Source organism: Nocardiopsis sp. NPDC057823, from assembly GCF_042797335.1.
GTDB classification, from domain to species: domain Bacteria; phylum Actinomycetota; class Actinomycetes; order Streptosporangiales; family Streptosporangiaceae; genus Nocardiopsis; species Nocardiopsis changdeensis.
Genome location: NZ_JBHVLR010000023.1, coordinates 88919 through 113979 on the forward strand (window position 1 = coordinate 88919; position 25061 = coordinate 113979).

Annotated in this window: 21 protein-coding genes and 2 tRNA genes; 13 read left to right on the plus strand and 10 right to left on the minus strand. The window is 71.3% G+C overall.

Translation table 11 applies throughout. The features are described from left to right. Window positions 1–4 precede the first annotated feature (4 nt). Window positions 5–553, plus strand: coding sequence for an SSI family serine proteinase inhibitor (locus ACFVNO_RS27795; protein ID WP_355268306.1), 549 nt, complete (start codon window positions 5–7; stop codon window positions 551–553). A 70-nt stretch (window positions 554–623) separates the two neighbouring features. Here the strand turns inward: ACFVNO_RS27795 and ACFVNO_RS27800 are convergent, their stop codons facing one another. Next, the gene (locus ACFVNO_RS27800; protein WP_378896964.1) at window positions 624–1238 is read right to left on the minus strand and encodes a TenA family protein; all 615 of its coding nucleotides are present in this window, start codon (window positions 1236–1238) and stop codon (window positions 624–626) included. A 270-nt stretch (window positions 1239–1508) separates the two neighbouring features. On the opposite strand from ACFVNO_RS27800, the gene ACFVNO_RS27805 reads away from it, so the two are divergent. Then, window positions 1509–3890, plus strand: a complete 2382-nt coding sequence (locus ACFVNO_RS27805) for a beta-glucosidase (protein WP_378896966.1) — start codon at window positions 1509–1511, stop codon at window positions 3888–3890. Window positions 3891–4099: 209 nt separating this feature from the next. Here ACFVNO_RS27805 and ACFVNO_RS27810 read toward each other — a convergent pair. Further along, window positions 4100–4182, minus strand: a tRNA-Leu gene (locus ACFVNO_RS27810). A gap of 268 nt (window positions 4183–4450) precedes the next feature. On the opposite strand from ACFVNO_RS27810, the gene ACFVNO_RS27815 reads away from it, so the two are divergent. From ACFVNO_RS27815 to ACFVNO_RS27850, 8 genes are all read left to right on the plus strand, one after another. Next, window positions 4451–5209, plus strand: a complete 759-nt coding sequence (locus tag ACFVNO_RS27815; protein WP_220565429.1) for a DUF3662 and FHA domain-containing protein — start codon at window positions 4451–4453, stop codon at window positions 5207–5209. A 252-nt stretch (window positions 5210–5461) separates the two neighbouring features. Further along, the gene (locus ACFVNO_RS27820; RefSeq protein WP_277615496.1) at window positions 5462–6022 is read left to right on the plus strand and encodes an FHA domain-containing protein; all 561 of its coding nucleotides are present in this window, start codon (window positions 5462–5464) and stop codon (window positions 6020–6022) included. Continuing rightward, on the plus strand, window positions 6019–7416 hold the full coding sequence (locus ACFVNO_RS27825) for a Stp1/IreP family PP2C-type Ser/Thr phosphatase (protein WP_355268298.1): 1398 nt from the start codon (window positions 6019–6021) through the stop codon (window positions 7414–7416). Before ACFVNO_RS27820 ends, ACFVNO_RS27825 begins: the two co-directional genes overlap by 4 nt. Window positions 7417–7422: 6 nt before the next feature. Continuing rightward, window positions 7423–8832 carry an FtsW/RodA/SpoVE family cell cycle protein gene (locus ACFVNO_RS27830; RefSeq protein WP_355268295.1) on the plus strand — a complete coding sequence of 470 codons (1410 nt, stop codon included), beginning with the start codon at window positions 7423–7425 and terminating at the stop codon, window positions 8830–8832. Next, window positions 8829–10277, plus strand: coding sequence for a peptidoglycan D,D-transpeptidase FtsI family protein (locus ACFVNO_RS27835; protein ID WP_378896971.1), 1449 nt, complete (start codon window positions 8829–8831; stop codon window positions 10275–10277). The genes ACFVNO_RS27830 and ACFVNO_RS27835 overlap by 4 nt, the downstream gene beginning before the upstream one ends. After that, a complete protein-coding gene (locus tag ACFVNO_RS27840; RefSeq protein ID WP_355268289.1) occupies window positions 10277–11770 on the plus strand; it encodes a serine/threonine-protein kinase in 1494 nt (497 codons plus the stop codon). Before ACFVNO_RS27835 ends, ACFVNO_RS27840 begins: the two co-directional genes overlap by 1 nt. A gap of 62 nt (window positions 11771–11832) precedes the next feature. Beyond that, window positions 11833–13647, plus strand: a complete 1815-nt coding sequence (gene pknB / locus ACFVNO_RS27845; RefSeq protein WP_378896975.1) for a Stk1 family PASTA domain-containing Ser/Thr kinase — start codon at window positions 11833–11835, stop codon at window positions 13645–13647. Window positions 13648–13814: 167 nt separating this feature from the next. Next, a complete protein-coding gene (locus ACFVNO_RS27850) occupies window positions 13815–14069 on the plus strand; it encodes a cell division protein CrgA (protein WP_220564078.1) in 255 nt (84 codons plus the stop codon). A 159-nt stretch (window positions 14070–14228) separates the two neighbouring features. Here ACFVNO_RS27850 and ACFVNO_RS27855 read toward each other — a convergent pair whose 3' ends face one another. Together ACFVNO_RS27855 and ACFVNO_RS27860 are read right to left on the minus strand one after the other, a co-directional pair. Beyond that, the gene (locus ACFVNO_RS27855; RefSeq protein ID WP_378896978.1) at window positions 14229–15137 is read right to left on the minus strand and encodes a rhomboid family intramembrane serine protease; all 909 of its coding nucleotides are present in this window, start codon (window positions 15135–15137) and stop codon (window positions 14229–14231) included. Window positions 15138–15226: 89 nt separating this feature from the next. Next, on the minus strand, window positions 15227–15751 hold the full coding sequence (locus ACFVNO_RS27860) for a peptidylprolyl isomerase (RefSeq protein ID WP_378896981.1): 525 nt from the start codon (window positions 15749–15751) through the stop codon (window positions 15227–15229). A 310-nt stretch (window positions 15752–16061) separates the two neighbouring features. On the opposite strand from ACFVNO_RS27860, the gene ACFVNO_RS27865 reads away from it, so the two are divergent. Then, window positions 16062–16658 (plus strand): hypothetical protein, encoded by a 597-nt coding sequence (locus tag ACFVNO_RS27865; RefSeq protein ID WP_378896984.1) that lies wholly within the window; start codon window positions 16062–16064, stop codon window positions 16656–16658. A gap of 83 nt (window positions 16659–16741) precedes the next feature. Here the strand turns inward: ACFVNO_RS27865 and ACFVNO_RS27870 are convergent, their stop codons facing one another. Together ACFVNO_RS27870 and ACFVNO_RS27875 are read right to left on the minus strand one after the other, a co-directional pair. After that, window positions 16742–17362 (minus strand): DUF1707 and DUF4870 domain-containing protein, encoded by a 621-nt coding sequence (locus tag ACFVNO_RS27870; RefSeq protein ID WP_378896987.1) that lies wholly within the window; start codon window positions 17360–17362, stop codon window positions 16742–16744. 295 nt (window positions 17363–17657) lie between these two features. Beyond that, a complete protein-coding gene (locus ACFVNO_RS27875; protein WP_220564073.1) occupies window positions 17658–17990 on the minus strand; it encodes a WhiB family transcriptional regulator in 333 nt (110 codons plus the stop codon). 1124 nt (window positions 17991–19114) lie between these two features. Between ACFVNO_RS27875 and ACFVNO_RS27880 the strand changes: the two genes are divergently transcribed. Next, window positions 19115–19651: a dihydrofolate reductase family protein gene (locus tag ACFVNO_RS27880; protein ID WP_355268277.1), complete on the plus strand. Its 537-nt coding sequence runs from the start codon at window positions 19115–19117 to the stop codon at window positions 19649–19651. Between the two features lie 127 nt (window positions 19652–19778). On the opposite strand, the gene ACFVNO_RS27885 is transcribed toward ACFVNO_RS27880, so the two are convergent. The 4 genes from ACFVNO_RS27885 to ACFVNO_RS27900 all read right to left on the minus strand — a co-directional run bounded on the left by ACFVNO_RS27885 (window position 19779) and on the right by ACFVNO_RS27900 (window position 21748). Continuing rightward, window positions 19779–20153 carry a YciI family protein gene (locus tag ACFVNO_RS27885; RefSeq protein WP_355268274.1) on the minus strand — a complete coding sequence of 125 codons (375 nt, stop codon included), beginning with the start codon at window positions 20151–20153 and terminating at the stop codon, window positions 19779–19781. 285 nt (window positions 20154–20438) lie between these two features. Beyond that, window positions 20439–20511 (minus strand) — tRNA-Ala (locus tag ACFVNO_RS27890). A 194-nt stretch (window positions 20512–20705) separates the two neighbouring features. Continuing rightward, complete coding sequence (locus ACFVNO_RS27895) at window positions 20706–20828, minus strand: DLW-39 family protein (RefSeq protein WP_218619584.1); 123 nt, start codon at window positions 20826–20828, stop codon at window positions 20706–20708. A gap of 101 nt (window positions 20829–20929) precedes the next feature. Then, entirely contained in the window at window positions 20930–21748 is an 819-nt protein-coding gene (locus ACFVNO_RS27900; protein ID WP_355268271.1) for a helix-turn-helix transcriptional regulator, read from the minus strand. A 276-nt stretch (window positions 21749–22024) separates the two neighbouring features. Between ACFVNO_RS27900 and ACFVNO_RS27905 the strand changes: the two genes are divergently transcribed. Then, window positions 22025–22333, plus strand: a complete 309-nt coding sequence (locus ACFVNO_RS27905) for a hypothetical protein (RefSeq protein WP_220564069.1) — start codon at window positions 22025–22027, stop codon at window positions 22331–22333. Window positions 22334–25061 lie beyond the last annotated feature (2728 nt).

A 25061-nucleotide genomic window follows, 5' to 3' on the forward strand; every position in this document is an offset into this window, starting at 1 on the left:
CGTCATGGCTCAGCACACCATCGCGACGGCCCTGCCGACCCGCCTCGCCGCGCTCGCGGCCCTCGGCCTGCTCCTGACGGCCTGCGGCAACGAGCCCGCCGAGGTGGGCGCCCCGGCGCCCGGGTCCGACGAATCCAGTCCCTCCGCCCCCGACCAGGATGCCCCCTCCGCGGAGGAGGAGGGTACCGAATCCCCTCAGGAGGCGCCCGACGGCGGCTCCGCCACCGAACTGACCATCGAGCGCTCCCTCAGCGACGAGGGCGGCCTCTCCCCCGAATCCGGCTTCGAGGAGGGGGTGTGGACGCTCACCTGCTCCCCCGAGGGCGGCGACCACCCCGACCCGGAGGCCGCGTGCGCGGAGATCGGGGAGGTCGGGACCGACCCGTTCCTGCTCGACACCACCGACATGATGTGCACGATGCAGATCGGCGGGCCCGAGGTGGTCCGGGTGACCGGCCACATCGGCGACACCGAGGTCGACACCGAGTTCAACAAGAGCAACGGCTGCGAGATCGACCGCTTCGCCGACGTCGAGGCCGTCATCAACCCCTGACCGGGCGGCTTCACGGGGGTGCGGGCCGTCGGCCCGCACCCCTTGCCCGTCGGAGCGGAGGCGGTCGGGGTCAGCCGGTGTACGGGGTGTCCCAGAAGGCGAGCTCGTGGCGCATGCCCTCGCGGAAGAAGCGCTCGGCGCGCTCGGGGTCGGGGTCCGCCTCCTCCAGCATCCGGCCGTACCGCTCGGTCAGCTCGGTGAACCCGGGGTCGGCGTAGGTGTCCACCCAGCGGCGGTAGCGCGGTTCGGCCGGCCGGTTCCGGGCCAGGGCGATGCCCAATCGGTTGTAGCCCCACATGCACGGGTAGACGGCGGCGAGGCCGTCGCGGTAGTCGGCCGCGGCGTCGATGATCCACGCGGTGTAGGCGGCGCAGGCCGGCCCCTTGTCGCGTGTGGAGAGGTCGGCGCCGAACTCCCCGGACAGGGAGCGGTGCAGTTCCAGCTCCTCGTTGAGGGTGCTGTGCGCGATGCCCACCAGGTCGGCGAGGTGCGCGTCGGGCGCCTGCCAGGCCAGCCGGGAGAAGGCGCGGGCGTAGTCGAGTAGGTAGAGGTGGTCCTGCTCCAGCCAGTAGCGGAAGGCGCGGTCGTCGAGGTCGCCGCGGGCGATGCCGGCGACGGTCGGGTGCGCGAGCTGTTCGGCGACCATCGGCCGCCCGATCTCGTGAAGGCGTTCGGTGATTCCCACGCCCGCAGTGTGTCATCTGTCCGGTTCGGGCGGAGCGGGCGCCCCCGCCGCCACGGGGCTCCGAAATTTTCGGAGCACACTCCCGTTGACACTCAAGGGACCTTCGTCTACATACCGTGATGAACAGGCTGTTTTCCCCAGGCAGTCGCACGCCCTGTGATTCACCTCTCTTCTCTCCTTGACCCGACTGCCCGCCGAACGTACATTCTCGTTCCATTGGTTTCGATAAAACTTCCGAAACTTTCTGGACCACGGAAAGGGCACCTCCCGATGACCCCACCCCCCGAACCCCTGGACGGTGCCTGGCGGGACACCTCCCTGCCCGACGGCGAGCGGGTCGACCACCTGCTCGCCGCCATGACCCTGGAGGAGAAGGCGGCCCAGCTCAACGGCGTCTGGGTGAGCGCCGACGCCTCCGGCGCCCCGGTCGCCCCCCACCAGCACGACGCCTCCCGTGAACCCCTCGCCTGGGAGAAGGTGATCGAGAACGGCCTGGGCCAGCTCACCCGGCCCTTCGGCACCGCCCCGGTGGACCCGGTCGCGGGCCGCGCCTCCCTGGCCCGCAGCCAGCGCGAGGTCATGGCCGCCAACCGGTTCGGCATCCCGGCCATCGCACACGAGGAGTGCCTGACCGGCCTGGCCGCCTGGCGGGCCACCATCCACCCGGTCCCGCCGGCCTGGGGCGCCGCCTTCGACCCCGGCCTCGTCGAGCGCATGGCCGCGGGCATCGGCGGGACCATGCGCCGGCTCGGCGTCCACCAGGGGCTCGCCCCCGTCCTGGACGTCGCCCGCGACCTGCGCTGGGGCCGCGTCGAGGAGACCATCGGCGAGGACCCCTACCTGGTGGCCACCATCGGCGCCGCCTACGTGCGCGGGCTCCAGTCGGCCGGGGTCATCGCCACCCTCAAGCACTTCGCCGGGTACGCCGCCTCCCGGGCCGGGCGCAACCACGCCCCGGTGTCCGTCGGCCCCCGCGAGTTCGCCGACGTGGTCCTGCCCCCGTTCGAGGCGGCCGTGCGCGAGGGCGCCAAGTCCGTCATGAACTCCTACAACGACAACGACGGGCTCCCGGCCGCCGCCGACCGCCGGCTGCTCACCGGGCTGCTGCGCGACCGCTGGGGGTTCGAGGGCACCCTCGTCTCCGACTACTTCGCCGTCACCTTCCTGGACACCGTGCACCGGGTCGCAGGGGACCCCGGGCACGCGGGCGCCCTGGCCCTGGAGGCCGGCGTGGACGTCGAGCTGCCCGACCCGCACTGCTACGGCGACCGGCTCGTCGCCCTGGTCCGCGCCGGAGAGCTCGACGAGGCGCTGGTCGACCGCTCCGCCCGCCGCGTCCTGCTGCACAAGTGCTCGCTGGGCATGCTGGACCCCGGCTGGTCGCCCGACCCGGACGACTCCCCCGTCGACCTCGACCCGGCGGAGCAGCGCGCCCTCGCCCGCGCGCTGGCCGAGCGCTCCATCGTCCTGCTCGACAACCCGCGCGGGGTCCTGCCGCTGGCCGCCCCGCGCACGCTGGCCCTGGTCGGGCCGCTCGCCGACACCCCCGACGCCATGTTCGGCTGCTACACCTTCCCGGCCCACGTGGGCCGCAACCACCCCGGCACCCCGCTGGGCGTGGACGTCCCCACCGTGCACGAGGCGCTGCGCGGCGAGCTGCCCGAGACCCGGATCGTCCACGCGCAGGGGTGCTCCGTGGACGGGCCCGGGACCGAGGGGTTCGACTCCGCCCTGGCGGCGGCCCGGGAGGCCGACGTGTGCGTGGTGGTGCTCGGCGACCGCAGCGACCTGTTCGGCCGCGGCACCTCGGGCGAGGGCTGCGACGCCGAGGACCTGCGCCTGCCCGGGGTCCAGCAGGAGCTGTGGGAGGCGCTGGTCGCCACCGGCACCCCCGTGGTCGCCGTCCTGGTCACCGGCCGCCCCTACGCCCTGGGCGCGGTCGCCGACGCCTCGGCCGCGGTCGTGCAGGCGTTCATGCCCGGGGAGGAGGGCGCCTCCGCCATCGCCGGGGTGCTGTCCGGCCGGATCGGCCCGGGGGGACGGCTGCCCCTCTCCGTCCCGCGCTCCCCCGGCGGCCAGCCCGCCACCTACCTGGGCGCGCCCCTGGCCCGGCGCAGCGAGGTCAGCTCGGTCGACCCCACTCCCCGCCACCCCTTCGGGCACGGCCTGACCTACACCTCCTTCTCCTGGGAGGACCCGCGGGTCGGCGGCCGCCCCTTCGACGGCGCCCCGGTGTCCGTCCCCACCGACGGCGAGGTGACCGTGGGCTGCACCGTCCGCAACACCGGCCACCTGCCCGGGACGGAGGTGGTCCAGGTGTACCTGCACGACCCGGTGGCACGGGTGGCGCTGCCGGTACGGCGGCTGGTGGGCTACGCGCGGATCGACCTGGAGCCGGGGGAGGCGCGCGCCGTCGACTTCACCGTCCACGCCGACCAGTCCTCCTACACCGGGCCGGACGGGGTGCGCGCCGTCGACCCGGGCCGGCTGGAGCTGTCGCTGGCGGCGTCCTCCGAGGACCTCCGCCACACCTTCCCCGTGGACCTGGCGGGCCCCGCCCGCACCGTCGACCACACCCGTCGCCTCACCTGCGCGGTGCGGCTGGACCCGGTGGACGGTGAGGCCGCGGCGCACGGCGGCCCGGGCCGCTGAGGACGGCGGCGGAGCGGACGGGGAGAAGAAGAGGGACGGAAAGAGGGGAGAGGGGGACCCGTCCGGTGGACGCGGGGCGCGCCCGTGGCCGGGAACGGCCACGGGTCCCCGTGCGGGCGCCCACCGGCCCCGCGGGCCACGTCGGACCGGGTCCCGGGCAAAAGAAGAACCCGGTGGTGATCGTCTCGCGATCTCCACCGGGTATCTTGTGGGCGAGGAGGGATTTGAACCCTCACATCCTTTCGGACACACGGACCTGAACCGTGCGCGTCTACCGTTCCGCCACCCGCCCGAGTGACTGCATTCAGTTGTGTTGCCAGGTGATCCGGGCTTTTCGTCCGTTTCCCCCTGGCGACATGGATAAGGCTAGCACGCTCTGAGCGCGGGTCGCACATCGTTTCCCGGGACCCCCTCCGGACCCCTCCGGAGCCCCGGCCGCCCCTCCCGCGGGGGCCCACCGCCCCTCTTGCGGGGGTACGTATGAAACCAGGGGCACCATCGCCCGGTTACGATCGTCTACACATACGGATGTGGAGTACAAAGGGAGGTAGCTCGTGGGAGTGCTCCAACGCTTCGAGCGCAGGCTTGAGGGCATGATCGAAGGCACCTTCGCGATGGCCTTCAAGTCCGAGTTGCAACCGGTCGAGGTGGCGAGTGCGGTCCAGCGGGAGATGGACGAGCGCGCGGCGATCGTCGCCCAGGGCCGGACCCTGGTCCCCAACGACTTCATCGTCGAACTGGCGGCCAGCGACAAGGAGCGCCTGGAGGTCTACGCGGACAGCCTCGGCCAGGAGCTCTCCAAGCTCGCCCGCGACTACGCGACCGAACAGGGCTACTCCTTCGTCGGTCCGGTACGGGTCCACTTCAGGTCCGACGAGGGCCTCAAGACCGGCCGCTTCCGCATCCGTTCCGGTGTGGTCCGCGGAACGATGGTGAGCAAGGAGGGCGAGGTCCGCACCCCGGTGGGCGACCCCGCGCCCGGCGCGCAGCGCCAGGCCGGCCGTCCCCGCCTGCTGATCTCCCCCGGCGGCGCCACCGCCGAGGGCAGCATCGCCAGCCACGGGATGCAGCAGTCCTTCGAGCTGACCACCCCGGTCACGCTCCTGGGCCGCGGCACCGACTGCGACCTGCGCCTGGTCGACAACGGCGTCTCGCGCCACCACGTGGAGATCCGCCTGGACGGCGACGAGGCGATCCTGGTCGACAAGGGCTCCACCAACGGGACCTTCGTCAACGGCCAGCAGGTGCGCCAGGCCCGTCTGGTGGACGGCACGCGGATCAGCCTCGGCCGCACCACCATGACCTTCCGACGCGACTGAGCCGAAGACCGGCAACAGTCGAGGACTCCGGCCGGCCGGCGCGATCCGGGCGCAACCAACACCGTCGCGTCGGCGTCACAAAGGTCAAGTCCGGGGTCGGGTCCATTCGGACCTGCTGTCGGATATCCGGCCGGGAAGGTAGTCTCCGCGAAGACCCGACCGATCGGGCACAATGGCCGCGACCCGACGGTCCGCGGACCAGCGACCTCAACTCACCGGAACGAAGGTGGGGAAGACACGGTGGCGGCGCCGATGACCGCCACCCCGGCCGGAGCACGACAGGGGCTGAAGAGCAGTTCGATGTCCAACTTGACCCTCATACTGATCAAGATCGCGTACCTCGCGGTGCTTTGGCTGTTCATCCTCATGGCGATCGGTGTGGTCCGCACCGACCTCTTCGGTCCCTCCAAACGCAAGCCGAAGAAGAAGCCGCGCCCCGCCCCCCGGCAGGCACCGCGCGGCGGCGGCACCCCCTCGCACTCGGGTGCCGCTCCCGCCCGCCCCCAGCGCCCGCGCCGGAACGAGCCCTCCATCCTCGCCGTCACCCAGGGGCCGCTGGCGGGCACCACCGTCCCGCTCGCGTCCCAGCCCATCCTCATCGGGCGCGCGCCCGACTCGACGCTCGTCATCACCGACGACTACGCGTCGGGCCGCCACGCGCGCGTCTACTCCGACAACGGCCGCTGGTTCGTCGAGGACCTCAACTCGACCAACGGCACCTACCTCGGCCAACAGAAGCTGAACCGCCCCCAGCCCATCACGGTGGGTCAGCCCATCCGTATCGGCAAGACCGTCCTGGAACTGCGCAAATGACAATCGCTCTCCGATACGCGGCGTACTCCGACGTAGGATGCCTCCGCGAAGGCAACGAAGACTCCGGCTACGCAGGCCAGCACCTGCTCGCAGTGGCGGACGGCATGGGCGGCTACGCCGGCGGCGAGGTGGCCAGTTCCATCGCGATCTCCTCGATCAGCCGCCTCGACGCCGAGGACCACCCCGCCGACGAGATGGCCGAGGCCCTCCAGCAGGCCGTCGAGCAGGCCAACGCCTCCCTGTCCCGGCGGATCATGGAGGAGCCCCGGCTGGAGAACATGGGCACCACCCTGACCGCCATGCTGTGGTCGGGTCCCCGGGTCGCCCTCATCCACATCGGCGACTCCCGCGCCTACCTGCTGCGCGGCTCGCGCTTCGAGCAGATCACCCACGACCACACCCTGGTGCAGACCCTCGTCGACGAGGGCAAGATCACCGAGGAGGAGGTCGCGACCCACCCGCAGCGGTCCCTGATCCTGCGCGCCCTCGACGGCAAGAGCCCGGTCGACCCCGACATCTCCATCAGCGAGGCCAAGGTCGGCGACCGCTACCTGCTGTGCTCCGACGGCCTGTCCGGTGTGGTCAGCAAGAAGACCATCCACGAGACCCTGGCCACCGAGCCCGACCTGCGCTCGGCCGCCAAGAAGCTCATCGACCTGGCCATCCGCGGCGGCGGCCCGGACAACATCACCGCGGTCATCGCCGACGTGATCGAGACCGACGCCGACCGCGAGGGCCCCACCCGCGCCGCCCAGGTGGTCGGCGCCGCCGACCAGCGCCGGGACATGATGGAGCAGGGGCAGGACAGCCCCGCCAGACGCGCCCAGGAGCTGCGCTCCACCGGCGGCGACACCGCCGAGATGGACCCCGTCGTCGACGAGCCGGCCTACGCCGGCGCCCCGGCGCCGAGCGGCCCCCCGGTGGGCGGCGCCTACGCCGCCGCCCCCTACGAGGAGCAGCCCTACGCCGAGTACGAGGAGCCCCCGGCCCCGCGCCGCCCGCGCGGAGGGAACGGCGAGCCGGAGCTCCAGACCCGCCGCTGGTGGCCGATGATCGTCGGCTTCCTGGTCATCGTCGCCCTCGTCGCCGGCGCGGGCTACTACTTCGGGCGCCAGTACATCGACTCCCAGTACTTCATCGCGCCGTCCGAGTCTGGGCAGAACGTCGCGATCTACCGCGGCATCAACACCGACATCGCCGGCTTCAGCCTCTCCGAGGAGGTCGAGGACTCCGGGCTCGCGCTGGACACGCTCTCCGAGGCCGAGCGCCAGTCCATCGAGAACAACATCCCGGCCGACGACCTCCAGGACGCGCGGCAGCGGGTGGAGGACCTCCGCGAGAGCACCGCCGCCGAGGGCGGACAGGGCACGGGGACCGAGGAAGGAAGCGGGTGAGGCCAGGTGAGTGACACGTCGACACCCGAGGCCCCCACCGCACTCCCCCCCGTCAAACGGCGCAACGCCGAGCTGGTCCTGATCGTGGTGGCCGTCGTCATCACGATGCTGGGCATCGCGATCGCCGGCCTCAACCTCAGCGGCCGGGTCCCGGCGGCCACCTGGACCGTCGGGCTGACGTTCGGCGCCCTGGCCGTCGCCGCCCACGCGGCCATGCGGTTCGTGGCCCCCTACGCCGACCCGCTCATCCTGCCCTGCGCACTGTTCCTCAACGGCATCGGCGTCGCCATGATCTGGCGCCTCAACGCCGTCGAGAGCGAGAACATCGAGAGCGCCGGCGTGGGCATGCAGCTGGTCTGGACGGCCCTGGGCCTGATCTTCTGCTTCCTCATCATCATCTTCCTGAAGGACCCCCGGGTCCTGCAGCGCTACACCTACATCAGCGCCCTGGTGGCGCTGGTCCTGCTGGCCCTGCCGGCCCTGCCGGTCATCGGCCACGAGGTGTACGGCGCCCGGCTGTGGATCAAGATCGGCCCGATCACGTTCCAGCCCTCGGAGTTCGCCAAGATCGCGCTGGTCATCTTCCTGGCCTCGTACCTGATGAGCAAGCGCCAGGTGCTCCAGATCGTGGGCAAGCCGATCAAGGTCGGCCGCTTCACCCTCATGGAACTGCCGCGCGCCCGCGACCTGGCCCCGATCCTGGTCGGCTGGCTGATCGCCATCGGCATGCTGGTCGTCCTGCGCGACCTGGGCACCTCGCTGCTGCTCTTCGGCACCTTCCTGGCGATGCTGTACGTCGCCACCCAGCGCTCCTCGTGGGTGACCCTGGGCCTGGTGCTGTTCGGCGGCGGCGCGACCATCGCCTACTTCCTGTTCTGGCACGTGCGCGCACGTGTGAACATCTGGATCAACGCCTTCGACCAGGAGGTCTACGAGGCGGTCGGCGGCAGCCAGCAGCTGGTGCAGGGCATCGTGGGCATGGCCTACGGCGGCCTGTTCGGCACCGGCCTGGGCGCCGGGCGGCCCACCGACATCTTCGCCGCCGACAGCGACTTCATCCTCGCCTCCATCGGTGAGGAGCTGGGCGTGACCGGCCTGCTGGCCGTGCTCATGGTCCTGTTCGTCCTGGTGGAGCGCGGGATGCGGGTGGCGCTGGCCTCCACCGGCACGTTCAACAAGCTGCTCGCCAGCGGTATGGCGTTCGTGCTCGTGTACCAGACCTTCATCGTGCTCGGCGGGGTCTCGCGGGTCATCCCGCTGACCGGCTCGACCACACCGTTCATGTCCGCCGGCGGCACCGCACTGCTGACCAGCTGGATCATGATGGGCATCCTGCTGCGCATCAGCGACAACGCACGACGGCCGGCACCGCAGGCGATCCAGGACGAGGGCGCGACCCAGGTGATCCGACGATGAACACGACGATCCGCAGACTGAGCATCTTCTGCCTGCTCATGTTCCTGGTGCTCATGGCCAACATCACCTGGATCCAGGGCATCCAGGCGCCCACGATCAAGGAGGACCCGCTCAACCGGCGCCAGTACGCCGAGCAGGCCAGCGCCCCCCGCGGCCCCATCCTGGTGGGCGGGGAGAACGTCGCCTACTCGGAGAACATCGCGGAGGAGGGCGACCCGGCCCGCTACCAGCGGGTCTACGAGGGCGGCTCGATGTACACGCCGATCGTGGGCTCCTTCCGCAACTACGGCGCCTCCGGTATCGAGGCCGTCGAGAACGACCTGCTCAACGGCAGCGACGACCGGCTGGCCGTGCGCAACTTCCGCGACATGATCACCGGCCGCGAGCCCGAGGGCGCCCAGGTACAGCTGACGCTGCTGCCCGAGGTCCAGGAGGCCGGGTTCAACGCGTTCGAGGCGCTGGGCGACAAGAACGGCGCGGCGGTCGCCCTCGACCCGAACACCGGGGCGATCCTGGGCGCGATCTCCTACCCGTCCTACGACCCCAACACGGTCGTGGACATCAACAACCCCAACGACTCGGTCGCCAACTACGTCGAGCTGGAGAACGACGAGCGCAAGCCGCTGCTGAACCGGGCGCTCAACGAGCGCTACGCGCCGGGGTCGACGTTCAAGGTGGTCACGGCCGCCGCGGCGATCGAGAACCTGGACGCGGGACCGGACAGCAGGCAGGAGGCCCCGGACGTGCTCCCGCTCGGAGCCGAGCTGCGCAACGCCATGGGCAGCTGCAACGGCGGCCAGCCGGACACCCTGGCCCACTCGATCCAGATCTCGTGCAATACCTCGATGGCCAACTGGGCGATCGCGATGGGCGGAGAGGCGCTCAGCGAGCAGGCGACGGCGTTCGGGTTCAACCCGGACGGGGAGCTCACGGTCCCGCTGTCGGTGGTCCCCAGCAACGCCCCGGTGGAGACCGACAACAACATCCTGGGACGCAACGGCATCGGCCAGGGGACGATCGAGGCGACCCCGCTGCAGATGGCCATGGTCGCGGCCGGTGTGGCCAACCGCGGCGAGGTCATGCGACCCTACGTGGTGGAGTCGGTGCGCGACTCCGACCTGTCGGTGATCACGCAGACCTCCCCGGAGACCTACTCCGAGGCGGTCGACGCCCGCACCGCGGATCTGCTCACCGAGATGATGGTCCTGGTCACCGGACCCGGCGGCAGCGGCACCAACGCCGCCATCCCGGGCATCGACGTGGCGGGCAAGACCGGTACCGCCGAGACCGGCCCCGACACTCCGACCCACAACTGGTTCATCGGGTTCGCCCCGGCGAACGACCCGCAGGTCGCGGTCGCCGTGGTGGTGGAGTTCGGCGGCGGCAGCGGCAACGAACTCGCGGCTCCGGTCGCACGGGCACTGATGGAGGCAGTGGTTCAGTAGTGGGCACCTACGAACCTTCTTCCCAGAACGGTCCCGGTGGACTCACCGGGACCGTTCTGAGCGACCGCTACCGACTCGAGGAGCAGATCGGCTCCGGCGGCATGGGCACGGTCTGGAGAGCCACCGACACCCTGCTCAACCGGCCCGTCGCGGTCAAGCTCCTGCACCCGTCGCAGATGGCCGAGCCCACCGCGAGACAGCGGTTCCGCACCGAGGGGCGGATCACCGCGGGCCTGTCCCATCCGGGCATCGCCCAGGTCTTCGACTACGGGGAGGAGGACGGCCGGGCCTACCTCATCATGGAACTGGTGGTGGGCGAGCCCCTCTCCCAGGTCCTCAAGGAGCGCGGCGGCCTCACCCCCGACGAGACCCTGGACTTCATCGGCCAGGCCGCCCAGGCGCTGGCCGCGGCGCACGCCCGCGGGGTGGTGCACCGCGACATCAAGCCGGGCAACCTGCTCGTCACCGGGGACGGCAGGCTCAAGCTCACCGACTTCGGCATCGCCCGCGGCGACATGTCGGTCACCCTGACCCAGACCGGCATGGTCATGGGGACCGCCCAGTACATCTCCCCCGAGCAGGCGTCGGGGCGGCCCGCCACCGGGTCCTCGGACCTGTACGCGCTCGGCGTGGTCGCCTACGAGTGCCTGGCCGGGGAACCGCCGTTCACCGGCGACAGCCCGGTCGCGCTCGCCCTGGCGCACACCCGCGACGAGCCGCCGCCCCTGCCCGACCACGTGCCCGCCGAGCTCGACGACCTGGTGTTCCTGCTGCTGTGCAAGGACCCCGAGGACCGGCCCGCGTCGGCGGGCGAGGTCGCGCACATGGCCGCGGTCATCCGGTCCAACGCAGGCACCGGCCCGCCCACCCCCTCCGCCGGGTTCGGCGGAGTGGCCGCCACCCGGGTGGCGGCCGCGGTCCCCGACGCCGGGCGCACCACCGGGGCCACACCCCGGCGCACCACCGGACAGCAGACCGTAACGCCTGGTCAGGAAGACGACTCCGCTAGGCTGGCGTCCCAACGGCGGATCGGGCTGCCGGTGCTCCTCGCCGCCCTCGGTGCGACGGTCCTCATCGTCGCAGCCGTCCTGGGCGGCTTCTTCCTGAGCGGCAACGGTTCCGAGGGGGCGAACAACGTGCGCGACACGCGGTCCCCCGCCGTCGTCGACGAGCCCTCGTCGAGCCCCTCCTCCGAACCTGTGGAGGAGGAGACCGCCGACGTGCCCGCCGTCCCCGACTACACACCCGACTACACGCCGACCACCCCCGAGGAGACCCCGAGCAGCACCCCGGAGCCCACCGACGGCGAGACCGACCCCGGCACCACCGACCCGGGAGAGGGGGGCGAGGAGCCCACCGACGGCGAGACCGACCCCGGCACCACCGACCCCGGTGAAGGGGGCGGTGGCGGTGAGAACGGCGGCGGTGGCGGCGGTGGCGGCGGCGAGGGCCCCCCGGCCGGCGGTGACACGGATTCCGTGACGAGGCCATGAGCGAGAGACGCTCGGAGTAAGAAGGTCCGCACGCGGGCCCAGAACAAGGATCAGTACACGACATGTCCCAACCCCGGCTCTTCGGCGGGCGCTACGAACTCGACGGCATCGTCGGGCGCGGCGGCATGGCCGAGGTCTACCGCGCGCGTGACCTGAGACTCGACCGCCTGGTCGCCGTCAAGACGCTCAGGCACGATCTGGCCCGCGACCACGTCTTCCAGGCCCGCTTCCGTCGGGAGGCCCAGTCGGCGGCCTCCCTCAACCACCCGACGATCATCGCCGTCTACGACACCGGCGAGGACGTGATCGACGGACTGTCGATCCCGTACATCGTCATGGAGTACGTGGACGGCCGGACGCTCAAGGAACTCCTCGACGACGACCGCAGGCTCCTGCCGGACCGCTCCGCGGAGCTCGTCGACGGCATCCTGCGCGCGCTGGAGTACAGCCACGACAACGGGATCGTCCACCGGGACATCAAGCCCGCGAACGTGATGCTGACCCGCAACGCCGAGGTCAAGGTCATGGACTTCGGCATCGCCCGGTCCATGGACGACAACCAGGCGACCATGACCCAGACCTCGCAGGTCATCGGCACCGCCCAGTACCTCTCCCCGGAGCAGGCGCGCGGCGAGCGGGTGGACCCGCGCAGCGACCTCTACTCGACCGGCTGCGTGCTCTACGAGCTGCTGACCGGCCGTCCGCCGTTCACCGGCGACTCCCCGGTGTCCATCGCCTACCAGCACGTCCGCGAGGAGCCGGTGCCGCCGTCCCAGGTGGACCCGCAGGTGCCGGCCTGGCTGGAGGACATCACCCTGCGGGCGATGGCCAAGGACCGCGACCAGCGGTACCAGAGCGCCGCGGAGATGCGCGCCGACATCCAGCGCGGCCTGGCGGGCATGCCCACCCAGGCGGGCAACATGGCGATGGCCGCCGCCGGCGCGACCACCATGCTGCCGCCCGCGGACGACCGGTACGGTGACCGCTACGACGACGGTTACGACGACGACTACGACGACTACCGGGACGAGAAGAAGAACAACACGGGCAAGATCGTGTTGTGGTCGCTGCTCGGCATCGGCGTCGTCGCCTCGATCATCCTGGTCTTCTTCCTGATGAACCAGGGGCCGGGGGAGCCCGAGACGACGGCGGTCCCGGACGTGGTCGGGGCGTCGACGGAGGACGCCCAGGCCGAGCTGGAGGAGGCCGGGTTCACCGAGGTCACGGTCGAGCAGCGCGCCGACCCCGAGGCCGAGGAGGGGACGGTCGTGGAGACCGACCCGCCCGCGGGCGAGGAGATCGCGCTGGACGAACGGATCGTCCTGTACGTCTCCAGCGGCCCCGACGCCCAGGAGATCCCCTCGGTGGACGGGCAGAGCCAGACCGACGCGCAGAACACGCTCAGCGAGGCGGGGTTCACCAACGTCACGGTCGAAGAGCAGAACCACGACACCGTCGCGGCCGGGACGGCGATCAACACCGACCCGCCCGCGGGCAGCGCGGTCGCCCCGGACACCGAGATCCGGCTCTACGTCTCCAGCGGCCCGGGCAACGCCCAGGTCCCGGACCTGGTGGGGATGACCCGCGACCAGGCCGAGGCGGCCCTCCAGGAGCGCGGCCTGACGGCGTCCTTCCACGAGGTGGAGGACCCCAACAACCCGCCCAACACGGTCGTCAGCCAGTCGATCGCGGCCAACCAGGAGGTGGCGCCGGGCACCACGGTCACCGTGACGGTGGCGATCGCACCGAGCCAGCCCGAGACGCCCACCGACCCGAACTCGCCGGAGCCGCCGGACAACGGCGGGGAGACTCCCCCCGAGGGCGAGAACCCGCCGGAGGGGGACGGGTTCGTGTTCGAGCACGGGACCCGGGACTAGACCGGAGCGGTACGGAAGCGGACAACGGCGGGGCCGTCCCTGAAGGGGCGGCCCCGCCGCCGTTCGCGTCCCCGGCGTAGCCGCCCCCGGGGGTGACGGCGGGGTACGGGCTGGGCATAGACTGTGTTTCCGTTATGATCGGCCCCACCCGTACTGGAGCAGCGACCGTGCCCAAGTCCCGCAACGATCGCAAGAAGAAGGTCGTCTACACGCCGCCTCCTTCGAAGGAGAAGCCCAAGGTCAGCCCACGCTGGCTGGTCCCCACCATGCTGGGCTTCTTCATCCTGGGCATCCTGTGGATCGCGGTCTTCTACATCGCGGGACAGTACGTGCCCTACATGCAGGACCTCGGCAACTGGAACCTCGCCGTCGGCTTCTCCGGCATCATCGTGGCCATCATCCTGGCCACCCGCTGGCACTGACCTCCCGCGCGCCGGCCCCCGGCCGGCGCCCCCGCGATGAAGGGCCGCCCCGTTCGGTGGGCGGCTCCCTCCATGCTGCCCGCGGCCGGGTCGGGCCGGCCGCGGACGCGCGAAGGCCCCCGGAGCACCGCTCCGGGGGCCTTCGGCGTCACGGCGGACTCAGCTCGCGTAGAACGCCGTCAGGAGCACCGGGGACGCGAACACCAGCGCCGCCAGCACCGCCGCCAGCAGGACCAGCGCCGCGGTGTGGACGAGGTTCCTGGTGCGCGGGGAGGCCGACCTGCCGGGCAGGTGGGCGAAGACCGCCCCCAGCAGTATGCCGACGGCCAGCCCCCCGATGTGGGCGGTCCAGGAGATACTCGGGAACACGACCGTGATGACCAGGTTGATGCCGATCAGCATCAACACCATCCGGACGTCCAGCCCGAGCCTGCGGCCGAGCATGAGCACCGCTCCGAACAGCGCGAAGATCGCGCCCGAGGCACCGATGGACGCCGCGTCCGGCGTCGCCAGGAGGCTCAGCACCGAACCGCCCAGCGCGCCCAGCACCCACAGCGCCAGGAAGCGCCCGTGGCCCAGCCACCGCTCCAGCTGCGGGCCCAGGGCGTACATGGCCCACCCGTTGAACAGGATGTGCCACAGGCCCGAGTGCAGGAACGCGGCGGTGATGAGCCGGTACCACTCCCCCTGGAAGGCCACCCCGTACCCCCACATGGCCAGCCACTGCACCAGCGACGAACCGGAGGTGCTGAGCGGCGAGCCCGAGGTGAGCATCTGGGCGACGTAGCCGACGCCCATCAGCCCCAGGATCGTCCAGGTGACGTACGGGGCCGAGACGACCCCGCCGCCGAAGACGGTGCGGGCCCGGCGCACCCTCCGGTTGCCCTCCGCGACGCACTCGGGGCAGTGCTGCCCCACCGACGCCGCCGTCATGCAGTCCGGGCAGATGGGCCGTTCGCACCGGGTGCACGACAGCCCCGTCACCCGGTCGGGGTGCCGGTAGCAGGTGGGCCGGACGGGCCGCTGCGGTTTCGGATCGGCTCCGGGCGGCGGGGGAGAGGCGGTCATGGTCTGGGTCTACCTCCTGTGCGCTGCCGTGATCCCATGGGTGCTCCCGTGTCCCGTGGTCGCACCCCCGGAGGGAGCGCTCCGGGCCGTTAGCGGGTGATCTCGACGCTGTTGATCACGACGTCCTCGCGGGGACGGTCCTGGGCGTCGGTCTCCACCTCGGAGATGGCCTGGACGATCTCCTTGCCCTCGGTGACCTCGCCGAAGATGGTGTGGCGGCCGTCGAGCCAGTAGGGCTTGTCCACGGTGATGAAGAACTGGGAGCCGTTGGTGCCCGGACCCGCGTTGGCCATGGCCAGCAGGTAGGGGCGGTCGAAGCGCAGGCTCGGGTGGATCTCGTCCTTGAACGTGTAGCCGGGGCCGCCGCGGCCGCTGCCCAGCGGGTCGCCGCCCTGGACCATGAAGCCCTCGATGACGCGGTGGAAGACCGTGCCCTCGTAGAGGCTGCCCTTGCCGGGCTTGCCGGTGGCGGGGTCCATCCACTGCTTGGAGCCGTCGGCCAGGCCGATGAAGTTGGCGACCGTCTCGGGCGCCTCCTCCTCGAAGAGCCGGATGACGATGGTTCCCTTGGAGGTGTTCAGCCGTGCGGTCGGCTGGGCCTTGGAGTCCGACACCTGAGTGCCTTTCGGTCGACTTCGTTGACGAGATCACGTTACCCGTCCGACACACGGGCTTCGGCGGAACCCGGCGGGACCGGGGGGAACGTCCCCCACGTCACGGTACGCCCGGTTCGCCCCCTGTGGCGGACGTACCCCGTCCGCGGTGTCGAAACGCCGATCGCCGACGGAGAGGACGTATGTTGAGATAACACCCGGATAACGGGGAAGGACGACGGGAAGGCCCGGACGCGAGCCGTCGGCACCGCCGTCGGCCGCACCGGGTGCGACCGCATGAAACCGGTGAACGACCGAAGGAGCTGACGACGTGCCTATCACTGCCAAGCGTCGCAAGGCACGCAAGGAGGCCGAGGTGGCCATCACCCGGCTGCAGGACCTGGCCAGGGAACAGGCCGACCGGTTCGGCCCGTACGCGGACCAGGCCCGTGAGCAGGCGGCCCGGACGCTCCTCCAGGCCCGTGGCTGGACCGCGCCCCGTCTGGAGACGGCGGCCAGCAGGGTCGAGGACACCGTGGCCCCCCGCGTGGCAGGGCTGCTCACGGCGGCGGCCCAGCGGGTCGACCCCAGGCCCGCCCGGCGCGGGCTGCGCGGCCTGCGCAACGGAGGGCGCCGCGTCCCCCGCGCCGTCCTGATCGGAGGCGCCGCCCTGGTGGGCGGTGTGATCGTGTACTCCCTGGTCCGGATGCGCCAGGCGTCCCAGGACGCCGAATGGCAGGAGCACCTGGACCAGGCCCGCGAGCAGGTCAGGGAGACCCGGGAGGACCTGGAGGACAAGGCCGGGAAGGCGGCGGAGAAGGCCGGTGAGAAGGCCGGGGCCGCCGCTCGGAAGGCGAAGGACGCCAAGGAGGCGGTCAAGGCCGCCGCGGGCGACCGCTCGAAGGAGAACGGCCGCTCCGGAAGCTAGCCGGCCGCGGGTGGCGGGCCGGGACGACGCGGTCCCGCCCGCGCCCCCGCCCGCCGCCGTGCGCTCGGTGCCCCGTGCGGCTCCTACTCGTCCTTGACGAGGCGGAGCCGGCGGGGCAGCGGGTAGCGCCAGTCCTTGCCCATGAGGGCGGCGATGGTGCCGATGGCCGGGATGACGGCCCAGCCGACCATGATGGCGACCAGGAAGAACATGGGGACCACCAGCCAGAAGGTCACCAGGCTCAGGACGGCGCCGATGATGCAGGCCAGCTGGAAGTTGAGCGACTCCAGCGCCTGGCGGCGGACGTACGGCGAGACGTTGGCGGCCCCCAGGAACAGGACCAGCGGGGCGATGAGCGGGAAGAAGTAGTTGCCCGCGTGGGCGAGCCCGGCGACCACCCGCTCCACCGACGTGCTCTCGGGGGCCTCCCCGCCCCCGGCGGCGCGTGCGCCGACCGGCGCGGCCGGACGCCCCTGGGGGGTGAGCCCCAGGTCCTGGGTGAGGGGTTCGAGGTCGGCGCCGAACTTGGCGCGCATCGCCCGGTCGAGGCGCTCCTCGAACTCGTCTTCGTCGAGCTGACCCTTGCCGTACGCCTCCCGAAGGACTTCGGTCACGGCGTCCCTGTCGGCATGGGTGAGCCGGATCTGAGGCTGTGGGCGCTCCCAGGGGCGCCTCACAGGGTGCTGAGGTTCCTGCACGACCACTTCCCTCTCCCCCGCGCTGGGAGTGCGACCGCGACGGCCGCACTCCCTCCATGATGCGCAACGTGAGGGTCCTCCGGTATCGGGATCGACCCTGATGCTCCCCTGATCCGCCTCTCCTCCCGGTGGCGGACCTTCGTGGGTGCGGGCCCCGACCTTCGTAGGGGGTGGGCACCGTCCCTCCGCACGGCCGCGTGCCGTGCACGGTCCCCGCCGGGGCTCTCCCTCCCCGGCCCCGCCCGCGCCGTGTCCGGCGCGTCCGGTACGGGCCGCGTCCTCCCCCGCGGCCCCCGTGGGTCTAGTGGTGCGCGGTGACGGGGGACGTCTCCTCGCGGGGGGCCTCCTGGCGGCCCCGGTTCTCCTCGTAGCGGCGCTCGGCACTGGTCAACAGGTCGTACCAGCTGGTGACGTCCTTGCGCCGGCGCAGCAGGGCCCGCCGCTCGCGTTCGGTCATGCCTCCCCAGACACCGAACTCGATGCGGCTGTCCAGCGCCTCGGCGAGGCACTGGGTGCGGACCGGGCAGCCCCGGCAGATCAGCTTGGCGCGGTTCTGGGCCGCTCCCTGCACGAACAGGGCGTCCGGGTCGATCTCCCGGCATTTGGCGCGGGCCGCCATCTTCTCATTCCACATGTTGCCCCACTCCCAAGATCAGCATGTGTGGTGATCGGAAACCCGCCGGCCGGCAGCACCGGCGGGGGAGGAGGACGCGGGCCGAACCCGAGGACGGGAACGTGTCCGGACGGGGGGCCGCCCGGGCCGACTTCGGGGGTCGATCGTTTCGGCGCGCTGTCTTCCTCGTTGTCGCTGGTGTCGAAACTACGGATCGTCTCAGTTCACCAACAGACCCCAACTGGCCTATTTCTCATATGGCCCAGTAGGACCATTGCACCTAGATGGAGTGTCATCATACACACACGGAGAGTTACGCCACATCAGAGAAGGGGACTACTGTGACCCCAGCGAAACACTCCACCCGCACCATTCCACGACAAGCGGGATGACCTGCGGTTTCATCTCGCCCGACGGGCGTTCGTCCCGGGTCGGACACAGCTCACCGAAGCGGGCTACCCGGCCCTCGCATCCCCCGAACGGACTATACGGCCGCCACGGCACACACACTCCGCAACCCCGCAGGTCACCCATTTCGCACGGGGTCGACAGGCCCCGCATCCCTACCGGCCGGTAACGGAAAGGATTCCCGGCGTCGTGCGCACAAAGCCCCCATTCGACCCTGACACGGAGCCTCAACGCGCGCTTTTCTCGCCTATCAGGCGAACACTCCAATGGCGATGAATTCGGATAAGGCGGGCCTGGGAGAACACGCGCCCCTCCGGCCCCGACGGACCCGGGCACGTGCCCGTCCCGGACCGGTGCCCGGTCCGGGAGCGGGGGCGGGGAGGGTCGGGCCGGGGGCGGGGAAGGCCCGGCGGCGACCCGGCGACATCTCTCCACATCGACAAAGCGCGAAGTCGGGAAGCGGAGGCGGAGCGGGCGGCCGGAACCGGGCGGCCGGGGTCGGCGCCCCGGCGGCGGGGGGCGATGGCGGCCGTGCGGGCGTTGCCGCTGTTCCGCACCGAGGGGCCTCCTGCGCGCTCCGGCGGAAGACGGTGCTCGGCCGGCCCGGGCCGCCGTGCGGCCGGGATGTCCGGGAACCCGACCGAATGGCCCTGACACCGCCGGCCCGGCCCGCCATACTCGGGGGCGGAGCCCGGGGCCCGGCCCCCGGCCGCGCACGGACGGAAGGAGTCTCGCCGATGCGGGACGTGGTGCTCTACCAGTTGCTGTCGCTCGACGGAGTGGCCGAGGAGCCGGGGGACTGGTTCTCCGACCCCGGGCGGGAGGTCTTCGACAACCTCGGCCGGGTCATCGCCGGACAGGACACGGTGCTGCTGGGCCGCGGCACCTACGACTACTGGGCCGACTACTGGCCGACCTCGGACGTCGAGCCGTTCTCGACGTTCGTGAACCGGACGGAGAAGGTCGTGTTCGGCTCCGCCGACCCCGACCAACGGTGGGAGCGATCCACGTTCGTGTCCTCGCCCGCGGCTGAGTACGTGGCCCGGCTCAAGCGGGATGAGGGCGGCGACATCGGCGTCCACGGGAGCATCCGGCTCGCCCGGTCGCTCTGGCGGGAGGGGCTGGTCGACGTCCTCGAGCTGGTCGTCGCCCCGGCCGTCGCCGGACGCGGCCGCCGGCTGTTCGAGGAGGGGTTCCCCGCCGAGCGGCTCGAACTGACCGCCCTCTCCCGGTCGGCGGCGGGAACGCTGTTCCTGACCTATCGGCGCGTGTAGCGGATCGGTGCGGCCGTCCCCGGCGGCGGGCCGGGCGGCGCGCACACCGGGTTCCGCGGCCCCGACGCCACGGCGGCTCCCCCGGGGCCGGGGAAGCCGTCAACGGTGCCGGTGCGCCGTCCCGAGCCTATTCGGGGACCTCCTGGAAGGCGCGGACCTCGATGCGCGCCTTCAGGGCGGTGGCGCACTTCTCGGCCCAGCCGAGCGCCGCCTCCTCGTCCTGGACGTCGATGATCCAGAACCCGCCGACGTACTCGGCGGCCTCGACGAACGGACCGGGCGTGCGCTTGACCTCGGCCCCGGTGCCGTCCACGGTGACCGCGGTCGAGGGCGGGTGGAGGCCGCCGGCGTGGACGAGGGCGCCCGACTCCTGGAGCTCGGTGTTGAGGGCGTTGGCCGCGGCCAGCACGGCCTCCAGCTCGGCCGGGTCCATCTCCTGCATCGACTCCATGGTCGGCTCGTCGGCGCTGTCGTGCGGCATCGTGAGGAAGTACTGCGGCATGATCGGCTCTCTTTCCTTCGGGCTGCCGGCCGGGTCGGGACCCGTTCGCGGATCCGTGGTTCCGGCCTCCTGTTGACCCCACCCTCCACCGAAAGGCATGACGCCCGCCACAGTTTTGATGGGGATCGAAAGACCCGCGCCAGGGGTCCGCGGAGCCGAGCCCGGGGGAGTCGGCCGGGGAACGGCGGGGGCTCCGGCCGGGTCCTGCCGCGATCCCCGGGAACGCGAAGCGGGGACCCCCGAAGGAGTCCCCGCCCGTTACTTCCGACCTGCTGTTGTCCGCTGTGGAGCCAAGGGGAGTCGAACCCCTGACCTCCGGTATGCAAAACCGGCGCTCTGCCAGCTGAGCTATGGCCCCTCGCACCCCGGCACCAGGCCCGGTCGCTACGCAGAGCATACCCTCACCAGGGCGTGGCCCCGTTCACGACCGCGGGGCCGTGGAGTCAGGGATCGAACGCCACAAAGCCGTGGGCCGCACCACGGGAACGCCGGCCCACCCACGTCTTCGTGCCGCGCACTGGCATCGGACGGCGCGCGCCGCGCCGAACCGGCTCAGTTCTCGCCGGCCGCCGTGGCCTCGGTCCACAGGTCGAGCTCGGCACGGTCCGCCTGGATCTTGCGGTAGATGGCGAAAGCCCCGAGGGCCACCAGCGCCAGAACGATGATCTTCTTCACTGTCTGGACCCTTTCGTTGATCCGGTTCGTCATGGAAGACCCCCGTCAGGGGGCTCCGTAGAGAACTTTATGAGGTTGTCACCTAGCAGACTAGCAAGCCGTCAGGTGAGGAGCGCCATCCGCCGCAGGATCCCGGTCGTGGCCTTGGGGGGCAGGGCGATCCGGGTCAGTTCCGCCCAGACCTTCTTGCAGGTGGCGACCGATTCGTCCGCCTCCACGATCGTTCCTCCCTGGGTGGCGTCGACGTACGCGAGGTCCGCCTCGTCCTCGTCGAACTCCAGCACGGAGAAGGGTCCGGCGATCCCCGGGTGCGGCCCCGCCGAGGTCGGCAGCAGCTGCACGGTGACCCGCTCGGAGGCCGACTCGATGATCCGGGTGGCCTGCGCCCGCAGCAGCCCTCGGTCGCCCGAGATCCGCTGGAGGGCGTCCTCCTCCACGATCGCGTGGTAGTGCACCTGCTCCAGGAGCTCCTGGCGCTTGAGGTAGGCGGCGACCATCCGCTCCACCGCCGCGTCCCCGTACCCGAGGGCGCGGCCCACCAGCGCTGTGTAGTCCGGGGTCTGGAGCAGGTCCGGCACGAGGATCCCGCCGTACACCCGCAGCGCGACCGCCCCGGCCTCGTTGCCGACGTAGGCGGAGGAGAGGACGTCCTCGTACTCGGTCCACCAGGGCCGCATCCGCGACTCGCGCACCAGCGTCAGGATCGCCTCCCGCTGTCCGCCGGTGACCCCGTACAACCGCAGCAGCGCGGAGATCTCCATGACCGACGGCCACTTGCGGATCCCCGTTTCGATATGGCCCAGCTTCGCCGGCGACCATTCCAGTTCTTCGGCGACATCGCTGAGGGTCAGACCCGCTTGAACACGACGGCGGCGGAGCTCGGCGGACAACCGCCGACGGCGGACCGTGGGACTGGTCATGGCACCGTTCCAATGACGGAGAGTGTCGAAGGTATGTGACCAGCGAAACACGGCATCTAGCATCTAGCAATGAGTTTCTAGAAAAGAGCGGCTGATTCGATGCATTAAGAGGGAAAGTCGCTCACCACCAACAGTGACGAGAGTCCCGAACGGGGGAACAAGGTGTACAAGAGGAACAACAGCCCCAACGTCACCACGGGCCACAACTACGGAAAGCGCGTACGATGCAGAAGGTGCCCGCCCCGGCGGGCTCGCCCGCACACGTAGAGGAAACCCATGAGCCACCCCATCGACGACGTCGAGCAGTTGATCGCGAACGCCGAAGCGGACATGCCGCCGAGCACCCGCTCCCGCCTCATCGCGAAACTCCGGATGGGGAAGCACATCGACGAGGCGGCCGCGGAGCTGGACATCAGCCCCAAGCAGGTGTTCTCCACCGCGAGGATCCTCCAGCCGTTCGGGGAGCAGCTCGACTCCACCCTCACGGCCCAGCGCGACCCGTCCCTTCCGCACGGCACCGTCACCGGGTACAACAAGCGCTGCCGCTGCCCGGAATGCAGGAGCGCCCTCCAGCGGCGTATCTGATCCGGCTCCGGGTCGACCTGGAACGATGCGGAGTTAACCCAGACTTCTCACATCAATTCACGTACCGCAGGCTTATCGGTGGCCAGTTTGGGGACACCGCAAGCATGAACGAGCACGTGGACTGGTCCGCCATGAGCGACGACGACTTCGTTGCGCTGCTCCGGCAGCTCATCGAGACCCCCGAGGCCGACGAGGACTGACCCTCCGGCAGGACGGCCGGCGGGCCGGACTCCGGACCGCGGCCGCACACCTTTCATACCCCGACACCCCACGCGGGTCCCTCGACCGCCACCCGCCCCATCGGAGTGCCCGCGGTCCCGGGGGGACGGCCCGTTCCGCGGGCTGCCCGGGGGTGGGGGAGTGACGGGGGTGGCTGGAGGGGTTCGACTCCTTCGGCTCCGGGGGTGTGGTCATCTCGGGGTCGGGGCGGGCCGGGCTGCTCCGGTTTCGCTCAAGTGCTCGTGTACGCCCTTCCAACGCCGTGTGGGGGTGAAGGCGCGCCTGCCGGGGCTCCGTAGACACAGGGGGAGGGAGAATCGCCTCCTTCGGCCACAGGGGGTCGGGGTGGGCGTTGCCGCCGTCCTGGACACGTGGGGGTGGGGGCCGCGGGTGGCCTCCCCGCTCTGGCCCGGGGGTCGTTCACCCGCTTGGAGCCCTCAGCCCTCGCTGGAGAGCGTCGCAGGACCTTCGCCGCAGGGGGTGAGGGCCGCGGGTGGCTTCCCGCCCCGGCCGCAGGGGTGTCCCTATGTTCTTTCAACGTTGTGGTGGGTGACGGGTGGGTCTGTCCGGGGCCGAGCCACGGTCGGAGGGCGGATCATCTCCTTCGGCTCCAGGGGGTGGGGGTGGGCGTTCCCTCCGTCCCGGACACACGGGGGTGAGGGCCGCGCGTACCTGCGGGCCCCGGGCCCTGGGGGTTTCCCGCCCGACCGGGACCCTCAGCCACAGCCGGAAGGCGAACCGCCACCTCCGCTCCAGGGGGTGAAGGCCGCGGGTGGCTTCTCGCCCCGGCCCGAGGGGGTTTCCCGCCCGACCGGGAACCCCGGCCACAGCCGGAAGGCGAACCGCTACCTCCGCCGCAGGGGGGTTTGGGAGGGCGGACCGGGGCCACCGCCATAGCCGTGTCACGCCAGTGGGGTGCCCGGCCCCAGGGGGTGAAAGGGACTGTGAGGTTTCCAAGACGTCCGCCATGTGGGAACGGCGGTCTGTAGGCGCAGCCACGGGTGACTGGTCTCCAAAAGCTGAATCGCTTGGGAAGGTACAGCCGCGGAGCGTGGATCCGTCCCCGCGCAGTCGGCGCCCGGCAGAGCGCCGGGCGGTTTCGTTGGGCGCACATGGTGGGTGGTGGGGGTGCGCTTTCCGGGGACGGGTCCGCGCGAGGCGCGCGCACCCGCACCGCCTGGAAAGGTTGTGGGCGCCGGCGGCGGTGACGGGGCTCCACGCTGCCGCCTACTCCCGCGCGTGACCGCCGTACCGGTCAGTGCCGGGGGTGAAAGCCGCATGCTCTCGCGACCTCAGCCGGAGGGGGTTGGGGAGGAAGGACCGCGACCCCCGCCCCAGGGAGTGTGGCCGCGCGCACCCGCGACCTCAGCCAGAGGGGGTGTGGGGAGGGAGAACTGTGCACCTTCGCCGAAGAGGGTGTTGCCGCATGTTCCCGCGACCTCGACCCCAGTCCGAGCACAGGACCGCGACCTTCGCCATAGGGGGTTGGGGAAAGCAGGACCGCGTGCCCGGCTCTAGGGGGTTTCGCTGCGGAGACCCGCGGCCTCAGCCCCAGGCCGGACACAGAACCGCGGCCTGGACCCCTGGGGTGCATGCTGCAGATGTCTTCCCGTGTCGTGGGTCGGGGCCGGCGGCAGGGTGCGGGTCTCACCCGCATGGCGAAGGTGGCCGGCCCCTCCTCCCCACACCCTCCGGAGCGGAGGTCGCGGTCCTGTGCCCGAGCTGGGGTCGAGGTCGCGGGTATGTACGGCAACACCCCCATGGCGGAGGTCGCGGTTCCTCCTCCCCAACCCCCTGGGGCCGGGGTCCCGGTCATGCCTCCCTGAACCCCCTGCGGTCAGGGTCGCGGTCCTGTGCCCGGTCTGGGGCCGGGGCCCGTGGGAGCGTGCGGCTTTCACCCCCGCTCCCGTCCGTACCGCGGTCATCCGCGGGAGTAGGCGACAGCGTGGAGCCCCGTCACCGCCGCCGGCGCCCACAACCTTTCCAACCGGTGCGGGTGCGCGCGCCTCGCGCGGACCCGCCCCCGGAAAGCGCACCCCCACCACCCAGGGCGCCCGTCGAACGCTTCTGCCTGGTGGTCTGCCGGGCGCCGACTGCGCGGGGACGGATCCACACTCCGCGGCTGTACCCTCCCAAGCGATTCAGCTCTTGGAAACCAGTCACCCGTGGCTGCGACCACAGACCGCCCACCCCAAGCGGTGACCGACCTGGAAACCTCCAAGTCCGCCTCACCCCCCGGGGGCCCGGGCCGAGTACCGCCCTACCCCAACCCCCTATGGCCGGGCACCCCACTGGCCTGACACGACTACGGCCGGGGTTTCCAAGCAGGTGAGAAACCCCCTCCAGCAAAGGCCCCGAACACAAAAAAAGGGGGCCGCCCCAAGGACGACCCCCAAAACAGGGAAAGCCCCCACCCGAAGGCAGGGGCTCTCAACCCGAAGAAAACCGTGGCGGCAACCTACTCTCCCACCCCACCACAGGGCAGTACCATCAGCGCAAGGAGACTTAA

What these genes read in the sequence shown, in the direction of transcription:
- ACFVNO_RS27880 (WP_355268277.1), top strand. Translation starts at nt 19,115, where the DNA reads ATGCGGGACGTGGTGCTCTACCAGTTGCTGTCGCTCGACGGAGTGGCC.
- ACFVNO_RS27795 (WP_355268306.1), top strand. Translation starts at nt 5, where the DNA reads ATGGCTCAGCACACCATCGCGACGGCCCTGCCGACCCGCCTCGCCGCG.
- ACFVNO_RS27805 (WP_378896966.1), top strand. Translation starts at nt 1,509, where the DNA reads ATGACCCCACCCCCCGAACCCCTGGACGGTGCCTGGCGGGACACCTCC.
- ACFVNO_RS27825 (WP_355268298.1), top strand. Translation starts at nt 6,019, where the DNA reads ATGACAATCGCTCTCCGATACGCGGCGTACTCCGACGTAGGATGCCTC.
- ACFVNO_RS27875 (WP_220564073.1), bottom strand. Translation starts at nt 17,990, where the DNA reads ATGTGGAATGAGAAGATGGCGGCCCGCGCCAAATGCCGGGAGATCGAC.
- ACFVNO_RS27855 (WP_378896978.1), bottom strand. Translation starts at nt 15,137, where the DNA reads ATGACCGCCTCTCCCCCGCCGCCCGGAGCCGATCCGAAACCGCAGCGG.
- ACFVNO_RS27905 (WP_220564069.1), top strand. Translation starts at nt 22,025, where the DNA reads ATGAGCCACCCCATCGACGACGTCGAGCAGTTGATCGCGAACGCCGAA.
- pknB (WP_378896975.1), top strand. Translation starts at nt 11,833, where the DNA reads ATGTCCCAACCCCGGCTCTTCGGCGGGCGCTACGAACTCGACGGCATC.
- ACFVNO_RS27835 (WP_378896971.1), top strand. Translation starts at nt 8,829, where the DNA reads ATGAACACGACGATCCGCAGACTGAGCATCTTCTGCCTGCTCATGTTC.
- ACFVNO_RS27820 (WP_277615496.1), top strand. Translation starts at nt 5,462, where the DNA reads ATGACCGCCACCCCGGCCGGAGCACGACAGGGGCTGAAGAGCAGTTCG.
- ACFVNO_RS27885 (WP_355268274.1), bottom strand. Translation starts at nt 20,153, where the DNA reads ATGCCGCAGTACTTCCTCACGATGCCGCACGACAGCGCCGACGAGCCG.
- ACFVNO_RS27900 (WP_355268271.1), bottom strand. Translation starts at nt 21,748, where the DNA reads ATGACCAGTCCCACGGTCCGCCGTCGGCGGTTGTCCGCCGAGCTCCGC.